Annotated in this window: 22 protein-coding genes and 2 tRNA genes; 12 read left to right on the top strand and 12 right to left on the bottom strand. The window is 72.6% G+C overall.

What is annotated here, in order from left to right; all coding sequences use genetic code 11:
• Nucleotides 1-31: 31 nt before the first annotated feature.
• The 9 genes from QQX10_RS05490 to pgm form a co-directional block, all read right to left on the bottom strand.
• On the bottom strand, nucleotides 32-565 hold the full coding sequence (locus QQX10_RS05490; RefSeq protein ID WP_301118955.1) for a DsrE/DsrF/DrsH-like family protein: 534 nt from the start codon (nucleotides 563-565) through the stop codon (nucleotides 32-34).
• Between the two features lie 11 nt (nucleotides 566-576).
• Complete coding sequence (locus QQX10_RS05485) at nucleotides 577-891, bottom strand: TusE/DsrC/DsvC family sulfur relay protein (protein ID WP_301118954.1); 315 nt, start codon at nucleotides 889-891, stop codon at nucleotides 577-579.
• Between the two features lie 9 nt (nucleotides 892-900).
• Nucleotides 901-2,133, bottom strand: coding sequence for a type III sulfide quinone reductase, selenoprotein subtype (gene sqr / locus QQX10_RS05480; RefSeq protein WP_301118953.1), 1,233 nt, complete (start codon nucleotides 2,131-2,133; stop codon nucleotides 901-903).
• 344 nt (nucleotides 2,134-2,477) lie between these two features.
• Nucleotides 2,478-3,761: an MFS transporter gene (locus tag QQX10_RS05475; RefSeq protein WP_301118952.1), complete on the bottom strand. Its 1,284-nt coding sequence runs from the start codon at nucleotides 3,759-3,761 to the stop codon at nucleotides 2,478-2,480.
• A 12-nt stretch (nucleotides 3,762-3,773) separates the two neighbouring features.
• Complete coding sequence (locus QQX10_RS05470; RefSeq protein ID WP_301118951.1) at nucleotides 3,774-4,622, bottom strand: LppM family (lipo)protein; 849 nt, start codon at nucleotides 4,620-4,622, stop codon at nucleotides 3,774-3,776.
• 27 nt (nucleotides 4,623-4,649) lie between these two features.
• Nucleotides 4,650-5,582 (bottom strand): LppM family (lipo)protein, encoded by a 933-nt coding sequence (locus QQX10_RS05465; RefSeq protein WP_301118950.1) that lies wholly within the window; start codon nucleotides 5,580-5,582, stop codon nucleotides 4,650-4,652.
• Nucleotides 5,583-5,616: 34 nt separating this feature from the next.
• Nucleotides 5,617-6,351: an LppM family (lipo)protein gene (locus QQX10_RS05460; protein ID WP_301118949.1), complete on the bottom strand. Its 735-nt coding sequence runs from the start codon at nucleotides 6,349-6,351 to the stop codon at nucleotides 5,617-5,619.
• 49 nt (nucleotides 6,352-6,400) lie between these two features.
• Nucleotides 6,401-6,619 carry a hypothetical protein gene (locus tag QQX10_RS05455; RefSeq protein ID WP_301118948.1) on the bottom strand — a complete coding sequence of 73 codons (219 nt, stop codon included), beginning with the start codon at nucleotides 6,617-6,619 and terminating at the stop codon, nucleotides 6,401-6,403.
• Between the two features lie 3 nt (nucleotides 6,620-6,622).
• Complete coding sequence (gene pgm / locus QQX10_RS05450; protein ID WP_301118947.1) at nucleotides 6,623-8,299, bottom strand: phosphoglucomutase (alpha-D-glucose-1,6-bisphosphate-dependent); 1,677 nt, start codon at nucleotides 8,297-8,299, stop codon at nucleotides 6,623-6,625.
• A 123-nt stretch (nucleotides 8,300-8,422) separates the two neighbouring features.
• Between pgm and QQX10_RS05445 the strand changes: the two genes are divergently transcribed.
• Nucleotides 8,423-9,274, top strand: a complete 852-nt coding sequence (locus QQX10_RS05445) for a glycosyltransferase family 2 protein (RefSeq protein ID WP_301118946.1) — start codon at nucleotides 8,423-8,425, stop codon at nucleotides 9,272-9,274.
• Nucleotides 9,271-10,203: a prephenate dehydratase gene (gene pheA, locus QQX10_RS05440; RefSeq protein WP_301118945.1), complete on the top strand. Its 933-nt coding sequence runs from the start codon at nucleotides 9,271-9,273 to the stop codon at nucleotides 10,201-10,203. Before QQX10_RS05445 ends, pheA begins: the two co-directional genes overlap by 4 nt.
• A 9-nt stretch (nucleotides 10,204-10,212) precedes the next feature.
• On the opposite strand, the gene QQX10_RS05435 is transcribed toward pheA, so the two are convergent.
• A complete protein-coding gene (locus QQX10_RS05435) occupies nucleotides 10,213-11,394 on the bottom strand; it encodes a diacylglycerol/lipid kinase family protein (RefSeq protein WP_301118944.1) in 1,182 nt (393 codons plus the stop codon).
• A 38-nt stretch (nucleotides 11,395-11,432) separates the two neighbouring features.
• Here QQX10_RS05435 and serS point away from each other — a divergent pair, with 38 nt between their 5' ends.
• Both serS and QQX10_RS05425 read left to right on the top strand, forming a co-directional pair.
• The gene (gene serS / locus QQX10_RS05430; protein WP_301118943.1) at nucleotides 11,433-12,704 is read left to right on the top strand and encodes a serine--tRNA ligase; all 1,272 of its coding nucleotides are present in this window, start codon (nucleotides 11,433-11,435) and stop codon (nucleotides 12,702-12,704) included.
• Between the two features lie 13 nt (nucleotides 12,705-12,717).
• Nucleotides 12,718-13,572 carry an HAD family hydrolase gene (locus QQX10_RS05425; RefSeq protein ID WP_301118942.1) on the top strand — a complete coding sequence of 285 codons (855 nt, stop codon included), beginning with the start codon at nucleotides 12,718-12,720 and terminating at the stop codon, nucleotides 13,570-13,572.
• A gap of 4 nt (nucleotides 13,573-13,576) precedes the next feature.
• Here the strand turns inward: QQX10_RS05425 and QQX10_RS05420 are convergent, their stop codons facing one another.
• On the bottom strand, nucleotides 13,577-14,542 hold the full coding sequence (locus tag QQX10_RS05420) for an NAD(P)H-quinone oxidoreductase (RefSeq protein ID WP_301118941.1): 966 nt from the start codon (nucleotides 14,540-14,542) through the stop codon (nucleotides 13,577-13,579).
• Nucleotides 14,543-14,715: 173 nt separating this feature from the next.
• Here QQX10_RS05420 and QQX10_RS05415 point away from each other — a divergent pair, with 173 nt between their 5' ends.
• The 7 genes from QQX10_RS05415 to QQX10_RS05385 all read left to right on the top strand — a co-directional run bounded on the left by QQX10_RS05415 (nucleotide 14,716) and on the right by QQX10_RS05385 (nucleotide 21,750).
• Nucleotides 14,716-19,236 (top strand): HAMP domain-containing histidine kinase, encoded by a 4,521-nt coding sequence (locus tag QQX10_RS05415; RefSeq protein WP_301144527.1) that lies wholly within the window; start codon nucleotides 14,716-14,718, stop codon nucleotides 19,234-19,236.
• Nucleotides 19,237-19,305: 69 nt separating this feature from the next.
• On the top strand, nucleotides 19,306-19,746 hold the full coding sequence (locus tag QQX10_RS05410; protein ID WP_301118939.1) for a roadblock/LC7 domain-containing protein: 441 nt from the start codon (nucleotides 19,306-19,308) through the stop codon (nucleotides 19,744-19,746).
• A 21-nt stretch (nucleotides 19,747-19,767) separates the two neighbouring features.
• Nucleotides 19,768-20,148, top strand: a complete 381-nt coding sequence (locus tag QQX10_RS05405; protein WP_301118938.1) for a DUF742 domain-containing protein — start codon at nucleotides 19,768-19,770, stop codon at nucleotides 20,146-20,148.
• Entirely contained in the window at nucleotides 20,129-20,731 is a 603-nt protein-coding gene (locus tag QQX10_RS05400; RefSeq protein ID WP_301118937.1) for a GTP-binding protein, read from the top strand. Before QQX10_RS05405 ends, QQX10_RS05400 begins: the two co-directional genes overlap by 20 nt.
• A gap of 315 nt (nucleotides 20,732-21,046) precedes the next feature.
• A complete protein-coding gene (locus tag QQX10_RS05395) occupies nucleotides 21,047-21,469 on the top strand; it encodes a hypothetical protein (RefSeq protein WP_301118936.1) in 423 nt (140 codons plus the stop codon).
• Between the two features lie 58 nt (nucleotides 21,470-21,527).
• Nucleotides 21,528-21,615, top strand: a tRNA-Ser gene (locus QQX10_RS05390).
• A gap of 43 nt (nucleotides 21,616-21,658) precedes the next feature.
• Nucleotides 21,659-21,750 (top strand) — tRNA-Ser (locus QQX10_RS05385).
• 61 nt (nucleotides 21,751-21,811) lie between these two features.
• On the opposite strand, the gene QQX10_RS05380 is transcribed toward QQX10_RS05385, so the two are convergent.
• A complete protein-coding gene (locus tag QQX10_RS05380) occupies nucleotides 21,812-22,459 on the bottom strand; it encodes a TetR family transcriptional regulator C-terminal domain-containing protein (RefSeq protein ID WP_301118935.1) in 648 nt (215 codons plus the stop codon).
• 191 nt (nucleotides 22,460-22,650) lie between these two features.
• Between QQX10_RS05380 and QQX10_RS05375 the strand changes: the two genes are divergently transcribed.
• Complete coding sequence (locus tag QQX10_RS05375) at nucleotides 22,651-24,201, top strand: ABC transporter substrate-binding protein (RefSeq protein ID WP_301118934.1); 1,551 nt, start codon at nucleotides 22,651-22,653, stop codon at nucleotides 24,199-24,201.
• Nucleotides 24,202-24,393: the final 192 nt, after the last annotated feature.

The following is a 24,393-nucleotide window of genomic DNA, read 5'->3' as shown; positions in this document are numbered from 1 at the left end:
CCCTAGAGAGGTGGGCGCATGAGCGGAACGGTCAGATGAACAGGGTCTGGGCCCCCTCGGAGAGATCCATGAAGTCGGCGGCGGTGATGATGTCCTCCACGTCGTCGCGGAGGTCGGCCATCGTGAGCTTCTGCATGTCCGCGCTCATCCTGCAGGCCCACAGGCGTCCACCCGACGCGACGATCTGGTCGAGGAACTCGTCGACCGGCGGCACGCCCAGGTCGTCGATCTGCTTCTTCATCATCTTGGTCGCGACCCAGGTCATGCCGGGGAACGGCGACAGCCATTGCGGCATGCGCCCGCCGACGGGCAGGTGCATCGCGGTGTTGCCGACCGGTGAGAACTTCAGCTTGGTCTGCCGGTCCTTGGTGATCATGTCGAAGCCCCAGAAGGTGAAGAACAGGTCCACCTGGATGCCCTCGCCGAGCGCCGAGTTGGCGAGGATCAGGCCCGGGTAGGCCATGTCGAGGTTGCCCTTGGAGCAGATGATCACGAGCTTGCGGTCGGTCTCCTCGTCGTCCCCGAAGTCGGGGACGATCGCGGGACGGGTCTCCACGTCGGTCATGGCGCGCCTCCTCAGACGCATCCGGCGGGCTTGGGGAGGCCCGCGATGTAGGACATCTTCTTGCCCGGCTTCTTGGGGAACAGCGCGAACTGCTGCTTGACGGGCACGCCGCCCACGGCCTGCACGCGACGGGTCGTGGCGGTCTGACCGGTCTGCGCGAAGTCGGACCGCAGGAACCGGATCACGTCCCAGTGCTCCGGCGTCATCTCGACGCCGATCTGGGTGGCGAGCTCGAGCGCGAGGGACTCGTCCCATTCGTCGTACTCGGTGAGGAAGCCCTCCCCGTCGACGTGGATCTCGCGTCCGGCGAGCATGGTGGTGGACATCTTCTCCTCCTAGGCGGGGGCGCGCTTGCCGCGCATCGACATGTGGGCGGGCAGGGGCAGCGGCCGGCCGGGCAGGAGCATCGACCAGTAGACGGGCTCGAAGGCGAGCTTGCCCCAGTGGTTGAACCGCGACTCCTTGAGCAGGGGCAGCGGCCCGACGGCCGGCACCGGGAACTTCCCCGGCAGCGGCTCGGTGGTGTAGTTGAAGTCGATCAGCATGGCCTTGCCCGCTCCCGACTCGATGAAGCACGTGGCATGGCCGTCGAAGGTGTCGACGGGTTCCTTCCCCTCGATGATGCGGGCGAAGTTCTCGGGGAAGATGTCGAGCTCGAAGTGCGCGACCGCGCCGGCCTTCGAGGTCGGGACCGCCGCCGCGTCGCCCACCGCGAAGATCTCCGGGTGGTCGGGGTGACGGAGCGTGCCGTGGTCGACGGTGACGAAGTCGAGCTCGTCGCCGAGTCCTGACCGGCCCACGTACTCCGCGCCCTTGTTGAGCGGCACCGTGACCAGCAGGTCGTACGGCACCTCGCGCTCGTCGTACGAGTTCAGCGTGCGCGCCTCCGGGTCGATCGACTCGATCATGTAGTCGGCCTCGACGGCGATGCCCCGGGTGTCGAGCATGTCGCCGAACGCGGCCGCGGCGACCGGCTTGGTGAACGCGCCCGACAGCGGGGTGACGAACGTGATGTCGACCTTGTCGCGGATGCCGCGCCGCTTGAAGTAGTCGTCCGCCAGCAGCGTGAACTCGAGCGGCGCGACCGGGCACTTGATGGGCATCTCGGTGATGTGCACCACGAGGCGTCCGCCGGAGAAGCCGGCGAGGGCGTCCCGGAGGGCCACCGCATCGTCGAACGTGTAGAAGGAGTGCACGGCGCCGTGCCAGTCGTCGGCCATCCCGGGCGTCTCCTCGGGGTGCGGGGACGTGCCGGTCGCGATGATGAGGTACTCGTAGCCGAGCTCACGGCCGTCGGCGAGGCGCACGGTCCGGGCGTCGGGATCGACGCGGTCGATCGCGCCCTCGACGCGGGTCACGCCGTCGGGGATGAGCGGTGCCGCCTTGCGGCGTGCCTTGTCGGGCCGGTAGCGCCCGAACGGGATGAAGAGGAAGGCCGGTTGGTAGTAGTGGGTGCCGCGCTGGTCGACGATGGTGATCTCCCACTCGTCCTTGGTCAGCAGCCGCCGCAGCTTGTTCGCCGCGATCGTGCCCGCCGTGCCCGCTCCGAGGATGACTAGCCTGCGCATCGTGGATCCCTCCATCGGGTTCCGCGCCCTCCCCGTTGAGGGCGTCGATACTCCCGACCGTATTCCTGGGAGTTTTCGAAAACGCGGGACCATCGTCCCCGCGTCCGCGGAACCTGCGCGCGGGCATGAGAAAACCGGCCGCGGCGCCCCTGGGGGAGGGAGCGGGGCGCCTGCGGCCGGAATGGGGTGCGGCTCGGGCGGCCAAGTCCCCGGATGGACGCCCGAGCCACGGATTGCGAGGGGGCTTCTGCGCCTCCTCAAGTCCCTGTGTCTGCAAAGGTACGCCGCCCGGCGGGGGCCGCGAGGGGACCTAGGTCCCGTCATTTCAGGGACCCGTCATCCACCTACAGATGAGGGGGGATCGGGGGCTGCTCGACGGTCTCCTCGAGCTGCTCGAGCTCCTCCTGCTCGGCCTCGAGCGCCGCCTCGTCGGTGGGACGTCCGCGCTCGGTGTCGCGGCGCACGACGCCGATGAAGGCGAGCGCGAGCACCAGCGACAGGAGGCCGCCCGCCGCGGAGGCGGCCAGGCCGGCGCGGGACCCCACGGACTCGATCAGGCCGCCCGCGACCCACGCGCCCAGCGCGACGCCGACCCCGAGTCCGATGCGCAGCCAGGCCATCCCCTCGGTGATCTGGTCGCGCCGGACCACGCGCTGGACCACCGCGTCGGCGTTGGTCATGGTCGGCGCGATCGTGGCGCCGGCGACGAACCCCATCAGCGACAGCAGGAGCACGTTGGGGGCGAGCGCGAGGGCGCCGAAGCCGATCGCGAGCGCGGCGGCACCGATCAGGGTGCGCTTCCACAGCGGTGAGCGCCAGTGCCGGGCGCCGTAGAGCAGCCCGCCCACGAGCGACCCCGCGGAGATGATCCCGATGATGAGGCCGGAGAGGGTCTTGTGGCCCGACTCGTCGGCGAAGGCGACCACCGAGATGTCGAAGGCGCCGAACATCGCGCCGATGCCGAAGGACACGAACGCGACGCCGATGACGGCGCCCGGCAGCCTCAGGCCCAACGAGGTCCCGCCCGTGCCGCGCCGCGGGGCCGGCTCGGTCGCGCGCTGCGCGAGGAGGATGGTCATGCCGATCACCAGTCCGGTGAGGCACACGACCACGCCCAGGGGCGGCCAGACCGTGGTGGCGAGGATGGTCGCCGCGGCGGGGCCCGCGACGAACAGCACCTCGTCGAGCGAGCCCTCGAGGGCGAAGGCGGTGTGGATGTCCTGGTCCCGCTCGAGCAGGTGCGACCAGCGCGCGCGGGTCAGCGAGCCCAGCGGGCCCTGGATCGAGGCGATGGCCACGGCGAGCCACAGCAGCCACTCGGGTCCCCGCGTCATCGCCGTCCAGATGGCGAGGCTCGCGCCCGCGACGAAGGTGATGGTGAGCGGGATCATCGCCGCGCGCTGGCCGATGCGGTCGACCAGCCGGGCGGTCGGGACCGTCTGCAGGGCCCACACCAGGACCCCCACGGCGGCGACGCGGCCCGCGATGGCGTAGCTCGAGTACTGGATCTGCACCATCAGGATCACCGAGATGTTGAACATCGAGATGGGCAGGCGCGACAGCAGCCCGGCGAAGGCGAAGGCCTTGGCGCCGGGGAGCGTCAGGATCGAGCGGTAGGGAGCGAGCACCGGGACATGCTCTCACCCCGGGGGTGCATCGTCCTTCCCCAGGGTGCCCATCCCGCCCTCGGCTCCCGGGCGGGGCGGCGGAAGCGCCGTCGAGGCGCGTCGGCGCCGGTCCTGCAGCACCAGCAGCGTCGCGCCGCCGACGACCACCACGACGGCGAGCCCCACCAGCCCCCACCGCAGGAACGGTCCCCAGTCCACCTGCGGCGAGGCGCCGCCGACGATCCGGATCGAGTCCGCGCTCAGCAGGTCGCTGAGCCCCAGCGTGACGGTGGAGCCGTCCACCTCGCCGGCGGTCGCCTCCGTGATCAGGCCCGGGAACGTGAACGCCACCGCGACGTCGACGGCGTTCTCGATCAGGCGCAGCTGGGACGCCTGCGCGCCGAGGCCCTCGAGCTCCGAGGCCGCACCCGACTCGAGCGTCACGACGTACGTGTCGCCGTCCCGGACGATGCCCGTGGCGCCCGCGAGCGGGACGGTCGCCGTCGCGTCGCCCGCGTCGGCGAGCGGGACGCCGGTGACGGTGAGCTCGACGCCGGAGCGACCCTCGTCGTCGGAGTAGGGCTGCACGTCGACGGACCCCGGGTTGGCCTCCTCGAGCGGCGCGAGCTGCTCGCGGAACGTCTCGGGATCCAGCAGCGACTCCAGGTCGAGCTGGTCGAGCGCGTCGGCGGGCAGCTCGCCCGGATCGACCTGGCCGAGCTGCTGCCGCAGCGCGGTGAGCGCCTCGGGGGCGACCGCGATGACCGCGTGCTGGTCGAACGTGTCGTCCGTGCCGAGCGTGGTCTCAGCGGTCACGCGCACGCAGCCGGCCAGCAGCAGCGCGGCGGCTGCGGCGGCGAGGATCCGGGTCGCGACCTTCATGGGATCAAGCCTCGCATGCGCGGCCCGCTAGGGACGGTCGGGCTCCTGCGGCGGCGCCCAGGGTGACTCCTCTGTCGGGAGGGGCTCGGTGGGGGCCGGGTCCGACGGGGCGGCGCCGGGCCACGACTCCGACGGCGCGGGAGGGGAGTAGGGCAGCTGCTCGGTCGGGGCCGGCTCGGGAGCGGCGGCAGCCTCCTCGACAGGGGCCGGCTCGAACGACTGCGGCTCGAAGGTCTGCGGGGCGTACGTGCCTGCGGCCGCCGCATCGGTGCCCGCCGCGGCCTGCGCCGGCGCGTAGGGGGCCGCGGCGCCGCGGCGCCTGCTCAGCACCACGCCGAGCACGATCCCGAGCGCCGCGAGCAGCAGCGTGCCGCCCCCGGCGTACCAGGCCCATGTCGGCAGGCTGAAGCCGGCCGTGGCCCTGCCCTTGGCGTACATCGGCTCGTCGAGGGTGAGCAGGTCCCACGTGACGGTGGTGCCCTCGACGGCGCCGTTGGTCTCGACGACGTCACCCGGGAAGGTGACGCTCATGGTCGCCTCGGCGCCCGGGAGGCCGCCGAGGTCGCCGTCCTCGCCCTCGGACTCCGACGCCAGCGGGTCGCCCTGCACGACGAAGAAGCCGTCCTCGCGGACCACGGTGAGGCCCGCATCGTCCTCCGACGCCTCCGCGATCGGCAGGCTGTCGAAGACCACGCGCTGGCCCACCCAGTCGTCATCCTCGTAGGGCTCCACGGTGGCGCCGTCGAGGTCGCCGGCGTCCATGTCCTCGGTCATCTGCGACAGCAGGTCCTCGTCGCTCATGCCCATCGAGTCGCCGATGCCCTTCTGGACCGCGATCAGGAACGTGCCGTCGATCGTGTCGTCCTCGTGCAGCACGAACGACCCCTCGATCTTGAGGCAGCCGGTGAGCGCGACCACGGCGAGCAGGGAAAGAGCGATGCCCCTCAGCAGCTTCTTCATGGCCGTCACCCTGCCACAGGTAGCAGGAGCGACGCTAGGGTCGGCGGGGTCCGGCGGGACGCGCCGGGGAGGCTCCGACGGGTCGCGTGGCGGGTGCCGGGACGGCGCCCCGCGTGGCCCGCCGGAGGCCCTGCCGGCGCACCACCTCGGCGCGGCGCGCGGCCACCGCCGCGGCTCCCGCCGCACCCAGCACCACGAGCGTCGTCAGCACCGCCGGCACCGGGGACGTGGTCCGGAGCGCGGACGCGCGCGCCGTCAGCTCCTCGGGGCCGCCGACCAGGTCCCACGTCACGGTGGTCCCGTCGACCGTGCCGTTGGCCTCCGACACGGGCCCGGGGAAGGTGATCGAGACGGTGAGCTCCGCACCCTCGAGCGAGTCCGCGTCCTCCTCGCTGATCGCCGAGGCGCGGCCGGACACGACGTACTCGTCGCCCTCGCGGGTCACGCCGAAACGGTCGGCGGTGGGCGCGAGGGCCTCCACCGGCTGGTTGCGGAAGGTGACCTCCGTGCCGGCCAGGCCGTCGGCCGCGAAGCCGTGCTCCCGGATGTCCGTCAGGGGGTCGAGCAGCCCCGACTCCTCGAGGATCTGCAGGGACGCCTCGCGATCCGATCCGCCGAGCGCGGCGCCGGCTCCCTCCTGGAGCGCCACCACGTACTCGCCGTCGACCGTGCCGTCCTCGGCGATCCGCAGGTCGGCGGAGAACCGCATGCAGGCGCTCAGCGTCAGCGCGAGGAGCGTCAGCGCGCCGATGCGGAGGACGGCCGTCATGCGCACAGGGTGGCACGGTGCCGGGCGCCGCCTGTGGAGGCGCGACGGGTCAGCCGTCCAGGTCGTCGGGCGGGCCGTCGATGCCCTGCTCACGCGCGTACACCGCCGCCTCCTGCGCGGCCCTCTCCAGCTCCGGGCTCGCAGTCGGCCCGTCCTGGAGCGCCTCCACGGCGACGATGGTCTCCGCCACCTCCTCGACCACCGCGAAGGAGGTCGTCTCGGGACGCGGCTCGAAGTCGGGCTCCGGCAGCTCGGGCTCGGTCGCCACCGGTCAGCCCTCCAGCGCCTCGGAGACCACCTCGCGCGCGGCGGCCTGGACCTCGCCCAGGTGCGCCTCGGACACGAAGGACTCCGCGTAGATCTTGTAGACGTCCTCGGTGCCGGAGGGCCGGGCGGCGAACCACGCATCGTCCGTCGTCACCTTGAGCCCGCCGATCTTCGCGCCGTTGCCCGGCGCCGCCGTCAGCTTGGCGGTGATGGTCTGGCCGGCGAGGGTGGTCGCGGGCACCTGCTCGGGGGACAGCGCGCCCAGGCGTGCCTTCTCCTCCTTGCTGGCGGCCGCGTCGACGCGGGCGTACCAGCTCTCGCCCAGTCGATCCGTGAGCGACGCGTGCAGCGCGGACGGCGAGGCTCCGGTGGTCGCGATGATCTCGGAGGCCAGCAGCGACAGGATCAGCCCGTCCTTGTCGGTGGACCACACGCGCCCGTCGCGACGCAGGAACGATGCGCCGGCCGACTCCTCGCCGCCGAACGCGATGTCGCCGCTGAGGAGCCCGGGCACGAACCACTTGAACCCGACGGGCACCTCGACCACCTCGCGGCCGATGTCCCGGCCCACGCGGTCGATCAGGCTCGAGGACACGAGCGTCTTGCCGATCCTGGCACCACCGGGCCACTGCGGACGCGCGCCGCCGTACAGGTACGCGATCGCGGCGGCCAGGTAGTGGTTCGGGTTCATCAGCCCGCCGTCGCGGGTGACGATGCCGTGGCGGTCGGAGTCGGCGTCGTTCCCCGTCGCGACGTCGTAGGGGCTGTCGGCTCCCGCCATGAGGGTCCGCAGGCTCGCCATGGCCGACGGCGACGAGCAGTCCATACGGATCTTGCCGTCCCAGTCGAGGGTCATGAAGGACCAGGCGGGGTCCACCTTCGGGTTGACCACGGTGAGGTCGAGCTTGAACTCCTCGCCGATCGCTCCCCAGTAGTCGACGGCCGCGCCGCCGAGCGGATCCGCGCCGATCCGCACCCCGGCCTTCGCGATCGCGTCGAGGTCGATCACGGACGGCAGGTGGTCCAGGTAGAGGTCGAGGAAGTCGAAGCCCTGCGTGGTGTCCGCGGCCTGCGCCTTCGCGAGCTGGAAGCGCGGCACCTGGCGCCAGCCGCCGGCGAGGAGCTCGTTCGCACGGGCGGCGATCCAGCCGGTGGCGTCGGTGTCGGCGGGGCCGCCGTGAGGCGGGTTGTACTTGAAGCCGCCGTCGCGCGGCGGGTTGTGCGACGGGGTGATGACGATGCCGTCCGCCAGGCCCCGCCCGGAGGTCCGCAGGCCGCTGTCGGAGACGGCGCCGTTGGCCACCAGGATCGCGAGCGAGATCGCGGGCGTCGGCGTGAAGCCGTCCCGGGCATCGACGCGCACCTCGACGCCCGCCGCGGCCAGCACCTCGAGCGCGGTCTCCTGCGCGGGGCCGGACAGCGCGTGCGTGTCCTTGCCCATGAAGAGCGGCCCGTCGATGCCCAGGTCGCGGCGGTACTCGACGATCGCCGCGGTGATGGCGACGATGTGCGCCTCGTTGAAGGCGGTGTCGAAGGCCGACCCACGATGGCCGGAGGTGCCGAACGCGACCCGCTGCGCCGGGACCGTGGGGTCCGGCACGAGGTCGTAGTAGGCGCCCAGCAGGGCGTCGACGTCGATGAGGTCCTCGGGAAGGGCAACCGTGCCCGCGCGATCATGCATGGGGTCCACTCTTCCACCCCGGGGCCGAGGCGGCCAGTGATCGCCCCGACCGGGAGTCACAGAACGGTCACGGCGAGGCAAAGAACGGTTCGCGACTTCGCCACGTATCGCTAGGCTTGCCACGTGTCCGAGAGCGCCGCGTCCGAGCAGCGTCCGCGGAGGTCCCCACGCGGGTCCCGCGGCCGCCGCGGCACGCCGCCGCGCGGCCCGGCGGTGGCCGCGCTGATCGTGGCGCACGACCAGGCGCGGCGCATCGCCGCGACGGTGCGGGCCGCGCTCGCCATCCCCGGCGTGGACCTGGTGCTCGTGGTCGACGACGGCTCGACGGACAACACGCAGGACCTGGCGCGCAACGCGGGCGCGGTGGTGGTGCGCCACCCGCACATCCGCGGTCGCAGCGCGGCCGTGGAGACGGGCGCGTCCGTGATCGCGATGCGTGACGAGCCGGGGGCCACCCCCCGCGCGATCCTCATGCTCGACGGGAACCTGGGCCACCACGCGATCGGCGCCGCCCCGCTGGTGCCCGCCGTCCTCGAGGGCGTGTGCGACCTCGCGGTCGCGCTCACCGAGGCGCAGGAGATCGCGCAGGGCATGCCGTCCGGCATCGCGCGCACCGCCGTCGAGCGGGCGACCGGGTGGTCGCCGCGTCAGCCGCTGGGCCGGATCCGCTGCGTCACGCGCGAGGCGCTCGAGGTCGCGATGCCGCTCGCGCGGGGCGCGGGGCTCGAGGCCGCGATGACGCTGGACGTGCTGCAGGCGGGTCTCACCATCACCGAGGTCGAATGCGAGATCCGGCACAAGGGCCACGCCGCCGACGAGCGCACCATGCTCGCACGGGCCAACCGGTACCGTGAGGTGCTGACGGCCGTGAGCTCGCGGCGCCTCAGGAGCACCGCATCGTCCACGCGCGCGTCCGTCGACCGGCGCCTCCATCCCGCACGGGGGGAGGCCGCGACCGCGAAGGAGGACCGGTGACCGCACCGCGCTACGCCTATCTGGGGCCGTCCGGCACGTTCACGGAGGCCGCCCTGCGCGCGATGGTGGACCCGGCCGAGATCGAGGCGACGCCCGTCATCGATGTGCCGGCGGCGCTCTCGGCGGTCCGCGGCGGCGATGCCGACTTCGCCGTGGTCGCGATCGAGAACACCGTCGAGGGCGGCGTGACGGCGACGCTCGACACCCTCGCCGAGGGCAGCCCCCTCGCGATCCTGGGCGAGGTGGTGCTCGCCGTCTCCTTCGAGCTCGTCGCCCGTCCCGGGACGGCGCTCGAGGACATCACCGCGGTGGCCGCCCACTCCCACGGTCTCAACCAGTGCCGGCGGTGGCTCGCCCAGCGCCTTCCCGGCGCCGCGCAGATCCCCGCATCGTCCAACGCGGCCGCCGCCCGCGAGCTCGCCACGGGCGACGCGCCGTTCGACGCGGCGCTGGCCCCGCCGGGGGTGGGCGTGTCGCTCGGCCTCGAGGTGCTCGCGTCCGGGGTGGCGGACAACCCTCACGCCGCGACCAGGTTCGTGAAGGTCGGCCGGCCCGCCGCGGTCCCGTCGGCGACCGGTGCCGACAAGACGACGCTCGTGGTGCACCTCCCCGACGACCGGGCGGGCGCGCTGCTGTCGATGCTCGAGCAGTTCGCGGCGCGCGGCGTCAACCTGTCGCGCATCGAGAGCCGCCCGCGCTCCGACCGGCCCGGCGAGTACTCCTTCTCGATCGACGCGCTCGGCCACATCGACGAGCCGCGCATGGCGGAGGCCCTGGTGGGCCTCAAGCGGACCAACCCGACCGTGATCTTCCTGGGCTCGTACCCCGCCGCCACCGGCTACCCGACCCCGGTCGCGCCCGGCACCTCCGAGCAGGAGTTCGCGGACGCGCGGTCCTGGGTGCAGGGCCTGCGCGCCGGCAGGCGCTGAGCGCGCGGCTCAGTCCGGCGGGTCCCCGGCGGTCGGGCTCGGATCCGGGAGCGACGACCTCGGCACCCGCAGCGTGAGCGCCCCCGCCTGGACCGAGGCGCGCAGCCGTGTCGCGCGACCCATCGACTCCCCGTCGACCTGCACGTTCTGCGGCTCGCGGATCCGGATGTCGATGCGTTCGCCGGTCGCGTAGTCGATCCGCGACGTCTGGAGCACGCTGAGGAGCCACGGCTCCCGGATCCCGGAGCTCTTCGCTACCACCACCCCGAACAGCTCGGTCCAGCCGACCAGGCCGCCGCGGGCGTCGATGGCCGCGACATCGATGCGGCCGTCGTCGAAGGAGGCGTCGGGGATCAGCCGGAGCCCGGCGGGCAGCCGCCCGACGTTCGCCAGCAGCACCGTACGCATGGTCGACTCGGCGGGCGGCTCCGCGTCGACCGCGATGGTGGCGTCCATGCGCTTGCCCAGGTGCCGCGCGGCCGCGAAGAAGTAGGCCAGCCAGCCGAGCCGCCGCTTGAGCTGGTCGGTGGCGCCGGCGACCATCTCCGCGTCGAGCCCCGCTCCCGCGATCACCAGGAAGATGTGACGGTCGCCCTCGCCCTCCCCGTCCGGGGACCGCACCAGCTCGAGCCAGCCCACGTCGGACAGGCGCTCGCCACCCTCGAGCACCGTGCGCAGCAGCGCCGCCGGGTCGTCGAGCGGCAGGTCGAGGTTGCGCGCGAACAGGTTGCCGGTGCCCAGCGGCAGGATCCCCATCGGCACCCCGGTCCCCGCGAGCGCCTCGGCGACCGCGCGCACCGTGCCGTCGCCGCCCACCGCCACCACGAGGTCCGCGCCGGCCGCGAGCGCCTCGCGCGCCTGACCGACCCCGGGATCGTCCGGGGTCGTGTACAGCCACATGGGCTGCGGCAGGTAGCGGATCGCGCAGGCCCGGAGCGCCTGCTCGCGCAGCTCCGCGACGTTCGCCTTCGTGGGGTTCGCGATGAACGCCACCCGCTCCTGGCGGTCCGAGCGCTCGGTCGCGGCGCCCAGGTCCATGGCCGGCAGCGGCCGGATCCGCAGCACGCGCCTCCACAGCGGCGGCACGGCCACGGGGTCGCGCAGCCCGATGCGGCGCGTCATGGCGATGGCCAGCGACAGCGCCGCGATGGCGAGCGCCAGCGCGACGAGCGCGATCACCAAGGCCGGCATGAGGAGAGCCTATGTCGGGCGTCGATAGACTTGCGCGCATGATCGACCTCAAGCTGCTGCGCTCCACCCCCGACGTCGTGAGGGCCAGCCAGGTGGCCCGGGGCGACGACCCGTCCGTGGTGGACCGGGTGCTCGCGGCCGACGCCGCCCACCGCGCCGCGCTGCAGGAGTTCGAGACCGCGCGCGCCGAGCAGAAGTCGATCGGCAAGGACGTCGCCCGCGCCCAGGGCGAGGAGAAGCAGGCGCTGCTCGCGCGCACCAAGGCGCTCGCGGCCCGCGTGAAGGAGCTCCAGGCGGGCGCCGATGCGGCGGCCGCCCAGGCGGTCGAGCTCGCCCGGTCGCTCGGCAACATCCCGGAGCCCGGCGTCCCCGCCGGCGGCGAGGACGACTACACGGTGGTCAAGACCGTCGGCGCGCCGCGCGACCTCGCCGCCGAGGGCATCGACGTGCAGGACCACCTCGCGATCGGCGAGGGGCTCAAGGCGATCGACATGGAGCGCGGCGCCAAGGTGTCGGGCGCACGCTTCTACTTCCTCACGGGCATCGGCGCGCGTCTCGAGCTGGCCGTGCTCAATGCGGCGATGCAGACCGCGCTCGAGGCGGGCTTCAGCCCCATGATGACGCCCACGCTGGTCCGCCCCGAGGTGATGGCCGGCACCGGCTTCCTGGGCAAGCACGCCGACGAGATCTACCGGCTCGAGCGCGACGACCTGTACCTCACGGGCACCTCCGAGGTGGCGCTCGCGGGCTACCACTCGGGCGAGATCCTCGACCTCGCGGACGGCCCCCTGCGGTACGCCGGCTGGAGCGCCTGCTACCGCCGCGAGGCGGGATCGGCCGGCCGGGACACCCGCGGCATCATCCGCGTGCACCAGTTCCACAAGGTCGAGATGTTCAGCTACTGCCGTCCGGAGGACGCCGCCGCGGAGCACGCGCGCTTCCTCGAGACCGAGGAGCGGATGCTGCAGGCCCTCGAGCTGCCGTACCGCGTGATCGACACGGCGGCCGGCGACCTCGGCTCGAGCGCCGCCCGCAAGTTCGACTGCGAGGCGTGGCTGCCGTCCCAGGAGCGCTGGATGGAGGTCACGTCGACCTCGAACTGCACCACGTTCCAGGCGCGTCGACTCGCGATCCGCGAGCGCCGCGAGGACGGCAACGAGCCCGTCGCGACCGTCAACGGCACCATCGGCACCACCCGCTGGCTGGTGGCGCTGCTGGAGAACCACCAGCAGGCCGACGGCTCGGTCCATGTGCCGCCCGTCCTGCGTCCCTACCTGGGCGGACTCGAGGTGCTGGAGCCGGTGCGCTGAGCGCCGCCCGCCCATGAAGCCCGACGAGATGCGGCCCCCGCTCACCCCCGACACCTGGCGCCTCGTGGGCCTCGACATCGACGGCACGCTCATGCACTGGGGCGGCGAGATCTCCGGCACCGTGGTCGATGCCGTGGAGCGCGCCCGCATGTGCCGCAACCATGTGATCCTCGCGACCGGCCGCAACATCGTCGGGATGATGCCGGTGGCCGAGCGCCTCGGCATTCGTCGCGGCTTCGCGGTGTGCTCCAACGGGGCGGTCACCGTGAAGCTCAACCCGGCGCACCCGGGCGGCTACGACATCATCGAGAAGGTCACCTTCAACCCGCGCGCGGCGCTCGAGCTGGTCCGCAGCGAGCTCCCCGACGCGTACTACGCGGTCGAGGACCTGGGCGTGGGCTTCCTGGTCAACCGCCCCTTCCCCGACGGCGAGCTGATGGGCCGCCAGCGCGTGGTCGAGGACTTCGAGGAGCTCTGCCACGACGAGGCCACCCGCGTGGTGGTGCGCGCCCCCGGCGTCGACGTGAGCCACTTCGACGACCTGGTGCACCGGATCGGGCTCAACGACGTGACCTACGCGGTCGGCTGGTCGGCGTGGCTCGACCTCACGCCCCCCGGCGTGTCCAAGGCGTCGGCGCTCGAGGCGCTGCGCCGCCACCTGGGCGTGTACCCGGACCACACCGTCGCGGTCGGCGACGGCAACAACGACATCGACATGCTCGAGTGGGCCGGCCAGTCCGCCGCGATGGGCACGGCCCCCGAGCACGTGCAGCGGGTCGCGGACGAAGTGGTCGGCTCGGTCGAGGAGGACGGGATCCTGACCGTGCTCAACCGGCTCATCGACCCCGAGCGGCTCGCGGTCCTGTAGCCCCTCAGGGGACCGTCAGCACCACCTTGCCGAACACCTCGCCGGACTCCAGCGCGGCATGCGCGTCGCCCGCGTGAGCGAGGGGGAAGGTCGCGTGGACCACGGGACGGACGATGCGCGGGACCAGCGGCCACACCTCGTCGCGCACGCGCGCGACGATCGCCGCGCGCTCGGCGAGCGGACGGGCGCGCAGCGTGGTGCCGAGGAGGGTCGCCCGCTTCGTGAGCAGGGCGCCCAGGTCGAGCTCGGCCCGCGCGCCCTTCTGCAGGCCGATCACCACGAGACGTCCGCCGGTCCGCAGCGCGCGGACGTTGTCCGCGAGGTAGGCCGCCCCCACCACGTCGAGGATCACGTCGGCGCCGCCGAGCGCCCGGACCTCGTCCACCCAGCCGCCCGCACGGTGATCGAGCGCGTGATCGGCCCCCAGGGCCGCGCATCGTCCCGCCCGCGCAGCTCCGCCCGCGGTCGCGATCACCCGCATCCCGCGCGCCTTCGCGATCTGGATCGCGGCCGTGCCGACGCCCCCCGAGCCGCCGTGGACGAGCAACGTCTCGCCGGCCCGCGCTCCCGCGGCGTCGAGGTTCGACACGACGGTGCAGGCGGCCTCGACCAGGGACGCGGCCTCGACGTCCGTGACGCCGGCAGGCACGGGCAGCAGCAGCGAGGCGTCGACGGCCACGCGCTCGGCGTAGCCGCCGCCGGGCAGAAGCGCGCACGCGCGGTCGCCGGGACGCCAGCCCGTCACCGCGGCGCCCACCTCGGCCACCGTCCCCGCGGCCTCGAGGCCGGGCCACTCGGGGGCGCCGGGGGGCGGCGGGTAGAGGCCGCGTCGCTGCAGGATGTCCGCGCGGTTGACGCCGGCGGCTGTGATCCTCATCACAGCGTCATCGGGCCCGCACCGCGGATCTGGCCGTTCTAGCAGGGAAAATGCCGCATCGTCGCCCGAATCGGACACGACCGCTGCGCGCATTCGACCACTCCTGGGCTTTTCTCCGTCATAGAGGTGCGCGACTATCCTCTCAAACTGCAGTCCGTGCAGGCGCGGGCCTCAGGTTTGGCCGGTTCGAGCCGATAAGCCAGGGGAGCGCCCGCCCGCAGATGGCGACGGAGCGTCGCACGGACCGTTGATGAGGGGAAGGTTCCATGCTTCAGAAGGTCAGCATCCGATGGAAGCTGGTGGCCGTCGTCGCCCTGCCCGTGCTGCTCCTCATCTCGACGATGGGCTACATCGTCTTCAGCAACGTGCAGACCTACCAGACCAACGCCAACGCGCAGCAGCTGATCGAGACTCTGGGCATCTCCCGCGTGGTCAAGGAGGACCTGCAGACGGAGCGCCGCGCGGGTGTGAACTACGCCCAGACCGTCCAGGTCGCGAGCGAGAGCCTGCGGTCGCAGACCGTGGAGACGGCGACCCTGTTCGGCGCGCTCGCGGAGGCGGCCGGACAGGCCGGCTCCGACGCTGAGACGGCCGAGGAGGCCCAGGACCAGGCGGAGCGCGCCGCGCAGGTGGTCGCGGACGTCACCGCCGCGCTCGGCGGCACCCCCGGCGAGGGCATGCTCGACGCCCAGCACGCGCTGACCATCACCCCGCCCAGCGCCGCCGGCGAGTGGCTCGGCTTCCCCTCGGAGGAGGAGATCCAGGCGCAGCAGGACTCCTACGCCGACGTGGTTGCGCAGCTGCAGGCGATCGGCGACTCCATGGCCGACGACCTGGACTTCGGGCTCAAGCTGGTCTACCTCACGCAGTCGGTTGAGCGCGAGGCCGAGATCTACCTCGACCTGCTGCAGGCCCCGCAGGCCTACCAGGCCACCCTCGAGACCACGTATGTCGACGTCGACAACGGCCTCGACGCGATCGCCGCGGCCGCCGCCGAGGTCGAGCGCACCGAGGACAACGCGGCGGCGCTCGCCGGCGTCGAGGCGGGCTCCCAGCTCCGCGACAGCCTCCCGGACCTGCGCGCGGGCATCATGGCCGCCCAGGTCACGCCGCAGCAGGCGATCTCCTACTACTCGGACATCATCGCCGCGTTCGAGCAGGCCACCGCGGCCATCGCCATCGCGGCGCCGGACACGGACCTGGTGGCCGCCATGCAGGCCTTCGCCTCGATCGACGCCTTCATCGAGGACCTCCAGTACGAGGAGATCGCCTTCGAGCGCATGATCCGCAACGGCGTGTTCGCCGGTGCGGACGCCGCGACCTCCCGCAACATCGTCGAGCGCACGAACATCGGCCTCGAGACCGCCCAGCAGAGCGCGCTCGGCGTGCCCGGCGGCGCGATCACCGTGCCCGAGTTCGGTGCCTCGGTCGACCTGTCCGTGTCGAGCCTGTCGTCGTTCGAGTCGATCCGCAACCGCATCACCAACGGTCTGGACTCCTCGCTGGTCCAGGCGCAGAGCGACGACTGGCCGGCCCGCGTCGACGAGGAGACCGCGCAGTACACGCCCCTCCGCGACGACATCTTCAACCGCGCGCTCGACATCGCGTCGTCGTCGACCACCGCCGCGCGGAACACCGCGATCCTGCTGACCGCGCTCGCGGGCGTGGCCATCGCCCTGACGCTGATCTTCGCGTTCTTCATCGCGCGCCGCATCGCCGTCCCGCTCCGCCGCCTGACCACCACCGCGACCGCGGTCCGCGACGAGCTCCCCCGACTGGTGGAGCGGGTCGCGATGCCCGGCGAGCAGGTGGACGTCTCCGAGGTCCAGATCCCCGTCGACTCCACCGACGAGGTGGGCCGCCTGGCCCAGGCGTTCAACGGCGTCAACGCCGCCACCCTGGAGATCGCGCGAGAGCAGGCCGCGCTCCGTGCATCCATCTCCGAGATGTTCGTCAACGTCGCCCGTCGCGACCAGGTGCTCCTCAACCGCCAGCTCTCCAGCATCGACGAGATGGAGCGCACCGAGGACGACCCGAACCGCCTGACCAAGCTGTTCGCGCTCGACCACCTCGCGACCCGGATGCGTCGTAACTCGGAGTCGCTCCTGGTGCTCGCCGGCATCGACACCGGTCGCCGCCTGCGTCGCGCCATGCCTCTCTCCGACGTGGTCCGCACCGCGTCCTCCGAGATCGAGCTCTACGAGCGCATCGACCTCGACCTGGTGGTCGACCCGTCGATGCACGGTCACCAGGCGCTGACCGCCGCGCACCTGTTCGCGGAGCTGCTCGAGAACGCGACCGTGTTCTCCGACCCGGGCTCGCGCGTCATCATCCGCACGGGCCGCACGGCCGAGGGCTTCACCGTCGAGGTGATCGACACCGGCATCGGCATGACCGCGGCGGAGCTCGCCGAGGCGAACAGCCGCGTGCAGTCGTCGGCCGCGTCCGAGATCCTCGGCGCCCAGCGCCTGGGCCTGTTCGTGGTCGGTCGCATCGCCCGGCGCCTCGGCGCGCAGGTCGCCATCGCGTCCGAGGAGGGCAAGGGCACGGTCGCGACCGTGCTGCTGCCGTCCGAGCTCTTCGAGGGCGCGGCCGACGAGGCTCCTGCGGCTGACGCCGTCGCGCCCGCCGGCGGCTACGCCCCTGCGGCGATGGTCGAGGGCACGCAGCTCAGCGGCCGCGGTGCCGACGAGCCCGCGGCCGAGGCCGTGCCGGCGGAGGCGGCCGCACCGATCCCCGCACCGGTCGACGAGGACGACTCGATCCCGATGCCGGTGGGCCTGGACGCGCTGATCGCGGCGGACGCCGCCGCGGCGCCCGAGGGTGTCGCGGTCTCCGGTGCGGAGCTGACGGAGGGCACCTCCGCGTCCGGACTGCCGTCCCGTCGTCGTCGCGACGATGCCGCGGCGGACAAGGACGGTGACGAGCGCGCCGTGATCGGCCTCCCCGTCCGTGCGACCGCCGCGCAGCTGAGCGCGCTCGAGGCCGAGTCCTCGGCGTTCACGCCCACCGTCCCCGCGGCGGAGGTCGCCCCGCAGACCCCGGAGGAGCGTGCGGCGATGTTCCGCGGCTTCCTTCCGCGCCGCGAGGCCGAGCCCGGCGACCAGGCCGAGGGCGTCGAGCAGGAGGCCCTCGCGGTCCCCGGCATCGAGCCCGACGAGGCCGAGGAGGCCGCCCCCGAGGCTCCCGCCGCGACGCCGTCCGCGGCGCAGCTCGGCGGCGCCTTCGCCGCGTTCGACGCGATCCGCCGCGCCTCGGCCGACGGTCACCGTGCGGAGGCGCCGGCCGCCGCGCCCGAGCCTGTGGAGCCGGATCCGGTCGCCGAGGTCGAGCCCGAGGTCGAGCCCGAGCCCGCGGGGCCCGCGCTGCCGTCGTTCGCCATGCCCAAGCTGGCGGTCCCGATCGCGCCTGAGCTCGAGCCGGAGCCTGAGCCCGCGGTCGAGCCGGAGCCTGGTGTCGCGCCGGTCGCCGAGGCCGCGCAGCCGCCGGTCGTCGAGTCCTCCTCGCCGCTGCCGACGCGCCGGTCGCTGACCAACCCCTCCCCGGAGGCGGCGGAGCCGGCCGCCGAATCGCCGTTCGCGCGCTCGCCCTACGGCGCGCCGTTCGCCGCCGCCGAGCCCGCCCCGGAGGTGGCGCCGGAGCCCGAGCCCGTGCAGGAGAGCGCCTTCGCGGTGCCGATGCTCGAGCCCGACGAGGAGCAGGCCTTCGAGGCGGAGACCGTCCCGTCGCTCGAGCCCGACGACGCCGCCCCCGCGGAGGCCGCACCCGTCGAGGACGCGCCCGCCGCGGCTCCGTGGCTCGATGCGGCCGCCTTCGGCGCGGCGTTCGGCGCCGCGCAGGCGCAGACCTCCCCGGTGGAGGCGGACGCCGTCGAGGTGGAGCCCGAGCCCGTCGCGTCGGTCGAGCCCGACGTCGAGCTCGAGCCCGAGCCCCAGGCGTTCGAGGCGCCGCCCGCGCCCGCGCCCGCGGCGCCGGGCGTCGAGTCGGTCGCGCTCGGCGAGCCGATCCCGGCTGAGGTCGTCCCCGACCAGCCGAGCCTCGACGACCTGATCGCGCAGGCCTCGGGCGAGGAGGCCGGTCGCGCCGGCTTCTTCGGCCGCCTGTTCGGACGGCACCGCCACGACGACGCGCCCGCGGCACCGCAGGTGCAGCGCTCGGCGCCCTTCGCCCCGACGTCGTTCGAGGCGCCTGCGGAGCCCGAGCCCGCTGCCGCCGCTCCCGCGTTCGCCCCGGAGCCCGAGCCCGCGCCCGAGCCCGCGCCGATGTCCTTCACGCCCGCCGAGGGCGTGGCCGAGGCGCCCGTCTTCGAGCCTCGGCCCGCGCCGGCCCCGGCCGTCGAGGAGGAGGCCCCGGCCACGGCATCGTTCACCCCCGAGCAGCTCGCCAACCCGATGGGGTGGGAGGCGGCCGGCCAGAGCGCGATCGCGGAGGCGGACGGCGACTCGGGCGTGTACACGCCGATCATCGACACCGAGAGCCCGTCGGGCCGCTCGGCGGCGGACGACGAGGCGGACCTGGCGCGCGACGTGTTCGCCGAGCTCAGCTCGCTCTCCGAGTCCCGTCCCAAGGTCGAGAAGACCAAGGCCGGCCTGCAGAAGCGCCGCAAGCCCGCCGAGGTCGAGCCCGAGGTGACCCCTCTCGACGAGGAGGTCACGCTCGCCCACAAGGAGCGCGACGCCGAGGCGGTCCGCAACCGCTTCAGCAGCTTCTACTCGGGGACGCAGCGCGCCCGCTCCGACGCGGCCGAGCTCGACCTGCAGGCCGCCCCGCAGCACGCGAACGAGTAGACCCATGACCACCACCGACACCCACCACCCGGCCCAGCCGGCCTGCAGCATCACCCCCAAGGAGGACAAGTGACCGCCCTCAGCACCGAGGCCACCAACTTCGGATGGCTCCTGGACAACTTCGTCGAGTCGGTTCCCGGCACGCGTCACACTCTCGTGGTGAGCGCGGACGGCCTGCTCATGGCGATGTCGAAGAACCTCGACCGCACCGAGGGGGACACCCTCGCCGCGATCGTGGCCGGCATGTCGAGCCTCACCCGTGGCGCCGCCCGCCAGCTCGGCGCCGGCGAGGTGCGCCAGTCGATCGTCGAGATGGACGAGCTGTTCCTGTTCCTCATGAGCGTGTCCAACGGGTCGGTGCTCGCGGTGGCCGCGGACTCGACGTGCGACGTCGGTCTCGTGGGCTACGAGATGACGCTGCTCGTCTCGCGCTTCGAGAACGCGCTCACCCCGCAGCTCATCACCGAGATGCGCCAGAACCTCCCCACCGACGGTCAGACGCGCGTCTGATTCTCGTGACGGGGGATGGCGATGGCGCACGACGAGGACGAGGCCTACACGGTCAGGCCGTACGCGGTGACGGGCGGGCGCGTGAGCGCCGCCTCCGCGGACCTGCCGATGGAGGCCCTGGTCGAGGCGACGACCAGCACCGAGGCTTTGACGGGGCTCACCCCTGAGAAGAAGAAGATCCTGCAGCTTGCTACAGGTCAGTACCAGTCCGTGGCCGAGCTCTCGGCCCACACCAGGCTTCCGCTGGGTGTGGTCCGGGTGCTGGTGACGGACCTTGCCGAAGTCCATTACCTGAAGATCCACATCGGCGGAACCGCGCAGGACGCACACACGCACGACGCGTCCGGCGGTCTGTCCCTGAGCCTCCTGGAGAGTGTCCTCGATGGCATCGCAGCCCTTTAACGCGGCCGTGGCCGCGCCGCCGGCCCAGACCGCTCCCACCGTCGTCAAGATCGTCATCGCGGGCGGCTTCGCCGTCGGCAAGACGACCTTCATCGGCTCGATCTCCGACATCGACCCCCTCAACACCGAGGCGGCCATGACGGAGCACTCGGTCGGCGTCGACGACGCTGGTGGCGTGACGGACCGCAAGACCACCACCACCGTCGCCATGGACTTCGGCCGCATCGCGCTGCCGGGCTCCCTCTGGCTCTACCTGTTCGGCACGCCGGGCCAGGACCGCTTCCTCTTCATGTGGGACGACCTGGTGCGCGGCGCGATCGGCGCCGTGGTCCTCGTGGACACCGAGCGTCTCGACCAGTGCTTCCCCGCCGTCGACTACTTCGAGGGTCGCGGCATCCCGTTCGTCGTCTGCGTCAACTGCTTCGACGGGGTGGCGCGCCACACCCTCGAGGACGTGCGCGAGGCGCTGGGCATCCCGGCCGACGTGCCGGTCATGTACACGGACGCCCGTGAGAAGGCGGCCACCAAGCAGGCCCTGATCGCCGTGGTGCAGCTCGCCATGCGTCGCATCAAGGACCGCTGAGCGGTCCACCACCAGCTGAGACAGGAAGCGCCCCCGCCGCCGGCGGGGGCGCTCCCGCGTCTGCGGGGCCTCGCGTCCCTGCCTGAGCCGCGCCGCCCTGCCCCTCCCGCCGAGTCCCTCGCCTGAGTCCCGCGAAATGGAGGATCGGTGCACGAAAGCGGGTGGATTCGTGCACCTAGGCTCCATTTCGCGGGTTGGGGCGGGACGATGCGCGGGTCGGGGCGGGACGACGCGCGGGAAGGGGGCAGGACGATGCGCCCGAGGGGGCAGCGACGATGCGTCGGGTCCCACGCGGTGCGGCGCTACCCTGTGAGCGTGATCTACGTCGACGGCTCCGGGCTGTGCCGCTTCCTCCCCGGGGTGCGCTACTTCGACGAGTTCACCGACTTCGCCGTCCCCCGCATCCACGAGCTCGCGACCACCCAGCTGGGCTTCACCGAGCTGCGTCAGGCCGCTGAGCTCTACCCTCGCGAGACCAAGCCCAAGGCGTTCGAGGTCCTCGAGATGGTGCGTTCCTCGATCCCGGTCATCCGCTTCTCGGAGCACAACGTCTCGGTCTCCACGCACGCGAGCGCGGTGCTCAAGCCGTTCGCCGCGCTGCACCTCGGCGCCGCCGTGGCCCACCCGGAGATCCACGCGGTGCTGACCTATGACGCCGAGCTCGCTCGCGTCGCCGAGCTCTACGAGCTCCAGGTGCTCAGCCCGGGCCTCGCCCCGGGGTGGTACTCGCTCGACTGAGCCCGCGCATCGTCCCGCGCCACGCCTGGCACAATGGCTGCGGCGCCCCGCGCGCCGAGGAGAGTTGACCGAGCGGCCGAAGGTGACAGTCTTGAAAACTGTTGAGGCGTGACCCGCCTCCGCGGGTTCGAATCCCGCACTCTCCGCGTTTTCGCCCTGGTCCGGAGGTCCGGTATCCTGGGCAACCTTGGAGACGTCGCATAGTCAGGTCTAGTGCGCGGTCCTGCTAAGACCGTGAGGGGCTTAAACCCCCTCCGTGGGTTCAAATCCCACCGTCTCCGCTGATGCGAAGGCCCCGCTCCGGCGGGGCCTTCCGCGTTCCCGGAGGGACGATGCGGGGGCTCAGTCCCGCGCGAGCCGCAGCGGACGCGCCGGCTCGAGCTTGCGGTACAGGTGCTGGTTGAAGAAGGCCCGCATGAGCCGCTCCATGTCGATCGCACGCCGGTCGAGGAGCCACTGCACCTGGAGGCCGTCGAGCAGCGCGAGGGCCTGCGTGGCGACCGTCGCCGGGTCGGCCCGTCGGCGCAGCTCGCCCTCCTGCTCGAGCTCCTCGAGGGCGTCCTCGACCATCCCCCGGAGCCAGGCGTAGCGCTCGCGGAAGTAGTCGTGGCCCGGGTGCTCCGGGGACGTGGCCGCCGCCGACAGCATGGTGAACAGCTCGACGGTGCCGGGGGTCGCCACGTTGTAGCGGATGATGTCCAGGAACCCGCGCAGCAGGCCGCGACCGTCGGCGTGCGCGTCCGGCATGGTCGCGGCGCCGAGCGCGTCGCGGTACCGCATCGCGTCGACGAGCAGCACCCGCTCGTCGGGGTAGAGGTCCTCGAGCTCGGCGGCGGTGAGCCCCGCGCGGGTGGCCACGCGCGCGAACGACCCGGCGTGGTAGCCGTCGGCGCTGATGGTCTCCAGCATGGCCTCGAGCACGCGCCTCTCGACGGGGGAGACGTCCGTGGGGCCGCCGCCGGGGCCCGGGATCTGCATGTCCACGGACATGTGCCACCTCTCTCCGCCGCATCGTCGCGACCCTGTCGACTCTACGCCCGGTCGGCACGCCCGCCGGAACGCATATCCATTCCGCCCCGATAACGAATCGATAAATACCTTGCGCTCACTTGGGTTTTAGAGTTACCGTCGTCCCGACAGCCCGACGAGGGGCTCGTCCCCCCACCATGGAAGGAACGACGATGTTCTCCAAGAAGCGCGCACTGGTCGCCACGGCCGCGGCCACCGCGATCGCGCTCCTCGCCGGATGCTCCGGCGGCAGCTCCGACACCGACAGCAGCACCGGCTCGACCTCCGGTGGCGAGACCGTCTCCGGTGGTACCCTGACCATCGCCACCGCGACGCCCCCCACCAGCCTGTCGGCGCAGAACACCGGCTTCGGCTCCGAGTCGCTCTACACGCAGGCCGTGTACGACTCGCTGCTGCGCGCCGAGCCCGACGGCACCATCTCGCCCCACCTCGCGACCGAGTGGTCGTGGAGCGAGGACCGCCTCACCCTCACCATGCAGCTGCGCGACGACGTGACCTTCACCGACGGCGAGGCGTTCAACGCCGACGTCGCGGCCCAGAACGTGCTGCGCTTCCGCGACGGCACCTCCTCGAACGCCTCCTGGCTGTCGCGCGTCGCCGATGCGCAGGCCACCGGAGACTACGAGCTCACCATCACGATGACCGAGCCCGACCCGTCGCTCGAGTGGTACCTCACCATGAACGCCGGCATGCAGGAGAGCCCCGCGGCCTTCGACAGCCCCGACGTCGAGACGACCCCCGTGGGCTCCGGGCTGTACGTCCTCAACACCGATGAGACGGTCGTCGGCACCACCTACGTGTACGACAAGAACCCCGACTCCTGGATGCCGGAGGAGCAGTACTACGACAAGCTGGTGCTGAACCTGTACGCCGACTCCTCGGCACTGATCAACGCCATCCAGGGCGGCCAGGTCAACGCCGGCCTCATCAACGACACCACGACGGTCCCGCAGGCCGAGGCGGCGGGCTTCTCGATGGTGCAGTACGAGCTCGACTACCAGGGCCTGCTGCTGATGGACCGCGACGGCACGCTCGCCCCCGAGCTCGCCGACGTCAAGGTGCGTCAGGCGATCAACATGGCGTTCGACCGCGAGGCGCTCGTCGACGCCTTCGTCTCGGGCTACGGCACCCCGACCACCCAGATCTGGCCCGTCACCTCGTCGAGCTTCGACGAGTCGCTCGACAGCTACTACAGCTACGACCCTGAGGGTGCGAAGGCGCTGCTGGCCGAGGCCGGCTACCCGAATGGTTTCACGCTGTCGATGCCGAGCTCCTCGGCCTTCCCGACCCAGATCTTCCCGCTCATCCAGCAGCAGCTGGCGGACATCGGCATCACGGCCGAGTACACGGATCTCGCGATCGGCGACTTCATCAACGACATGATCGGCGCGCAGTACCCGGCGGCGTTCATGCAGCTGCAGCAGGACCCGACCGACTGGCAGATCGCGACCTTCGAGCTCACGCCCGAGGCGATCTTCAACCCGTTCCGCGTCGAGGACGAGACCGTGGCCGAGCTGGTCGACCGCATCCAGCAGGGTGACGAGGCGGCCGGCGCCGAGCTCAACACCTACGTGGTCGAGCAGGCCTGGTTCGCGCCGTTCTACCGGATGACCACGAACTTCGCGGTCGACGGCAGCACCACGGCCGAGGCCCAGACCGGCAACGTCTACCCCTACATCTGGAACATCAAGCCGGCGGCGTAGCCGGCAGGGGTGGGGGGCCCCCCCGCCCGGGGGGGGCGGGGGGCCCCCCCCCCCCCCCCCCCCCCCCCCCCCCCCCCCCGCCCGGGGGGGTTGGTGGGGGGGGGGGGGGGGGGGGCCCCCGGCGGGCCGCCGAGAGGTGCTCTACCAGGCCTTGTGGTCCCGGATCTGCACCTGGCAGCAGGTGCGGAGAGC

It is taken from the genome of Demequina lignilytica, assembly GCF_030418305.1.
GTDB lineage: Bacteria > Actinomycetota > Actinomycetes > Actinomycetales > Demequinaceae > Demequina > Demequina lignilytica.
Note: the sequence above shows the minus strand (reverse complement) of the source record. Positions and strands in the feature narration are given on the sequence as shown.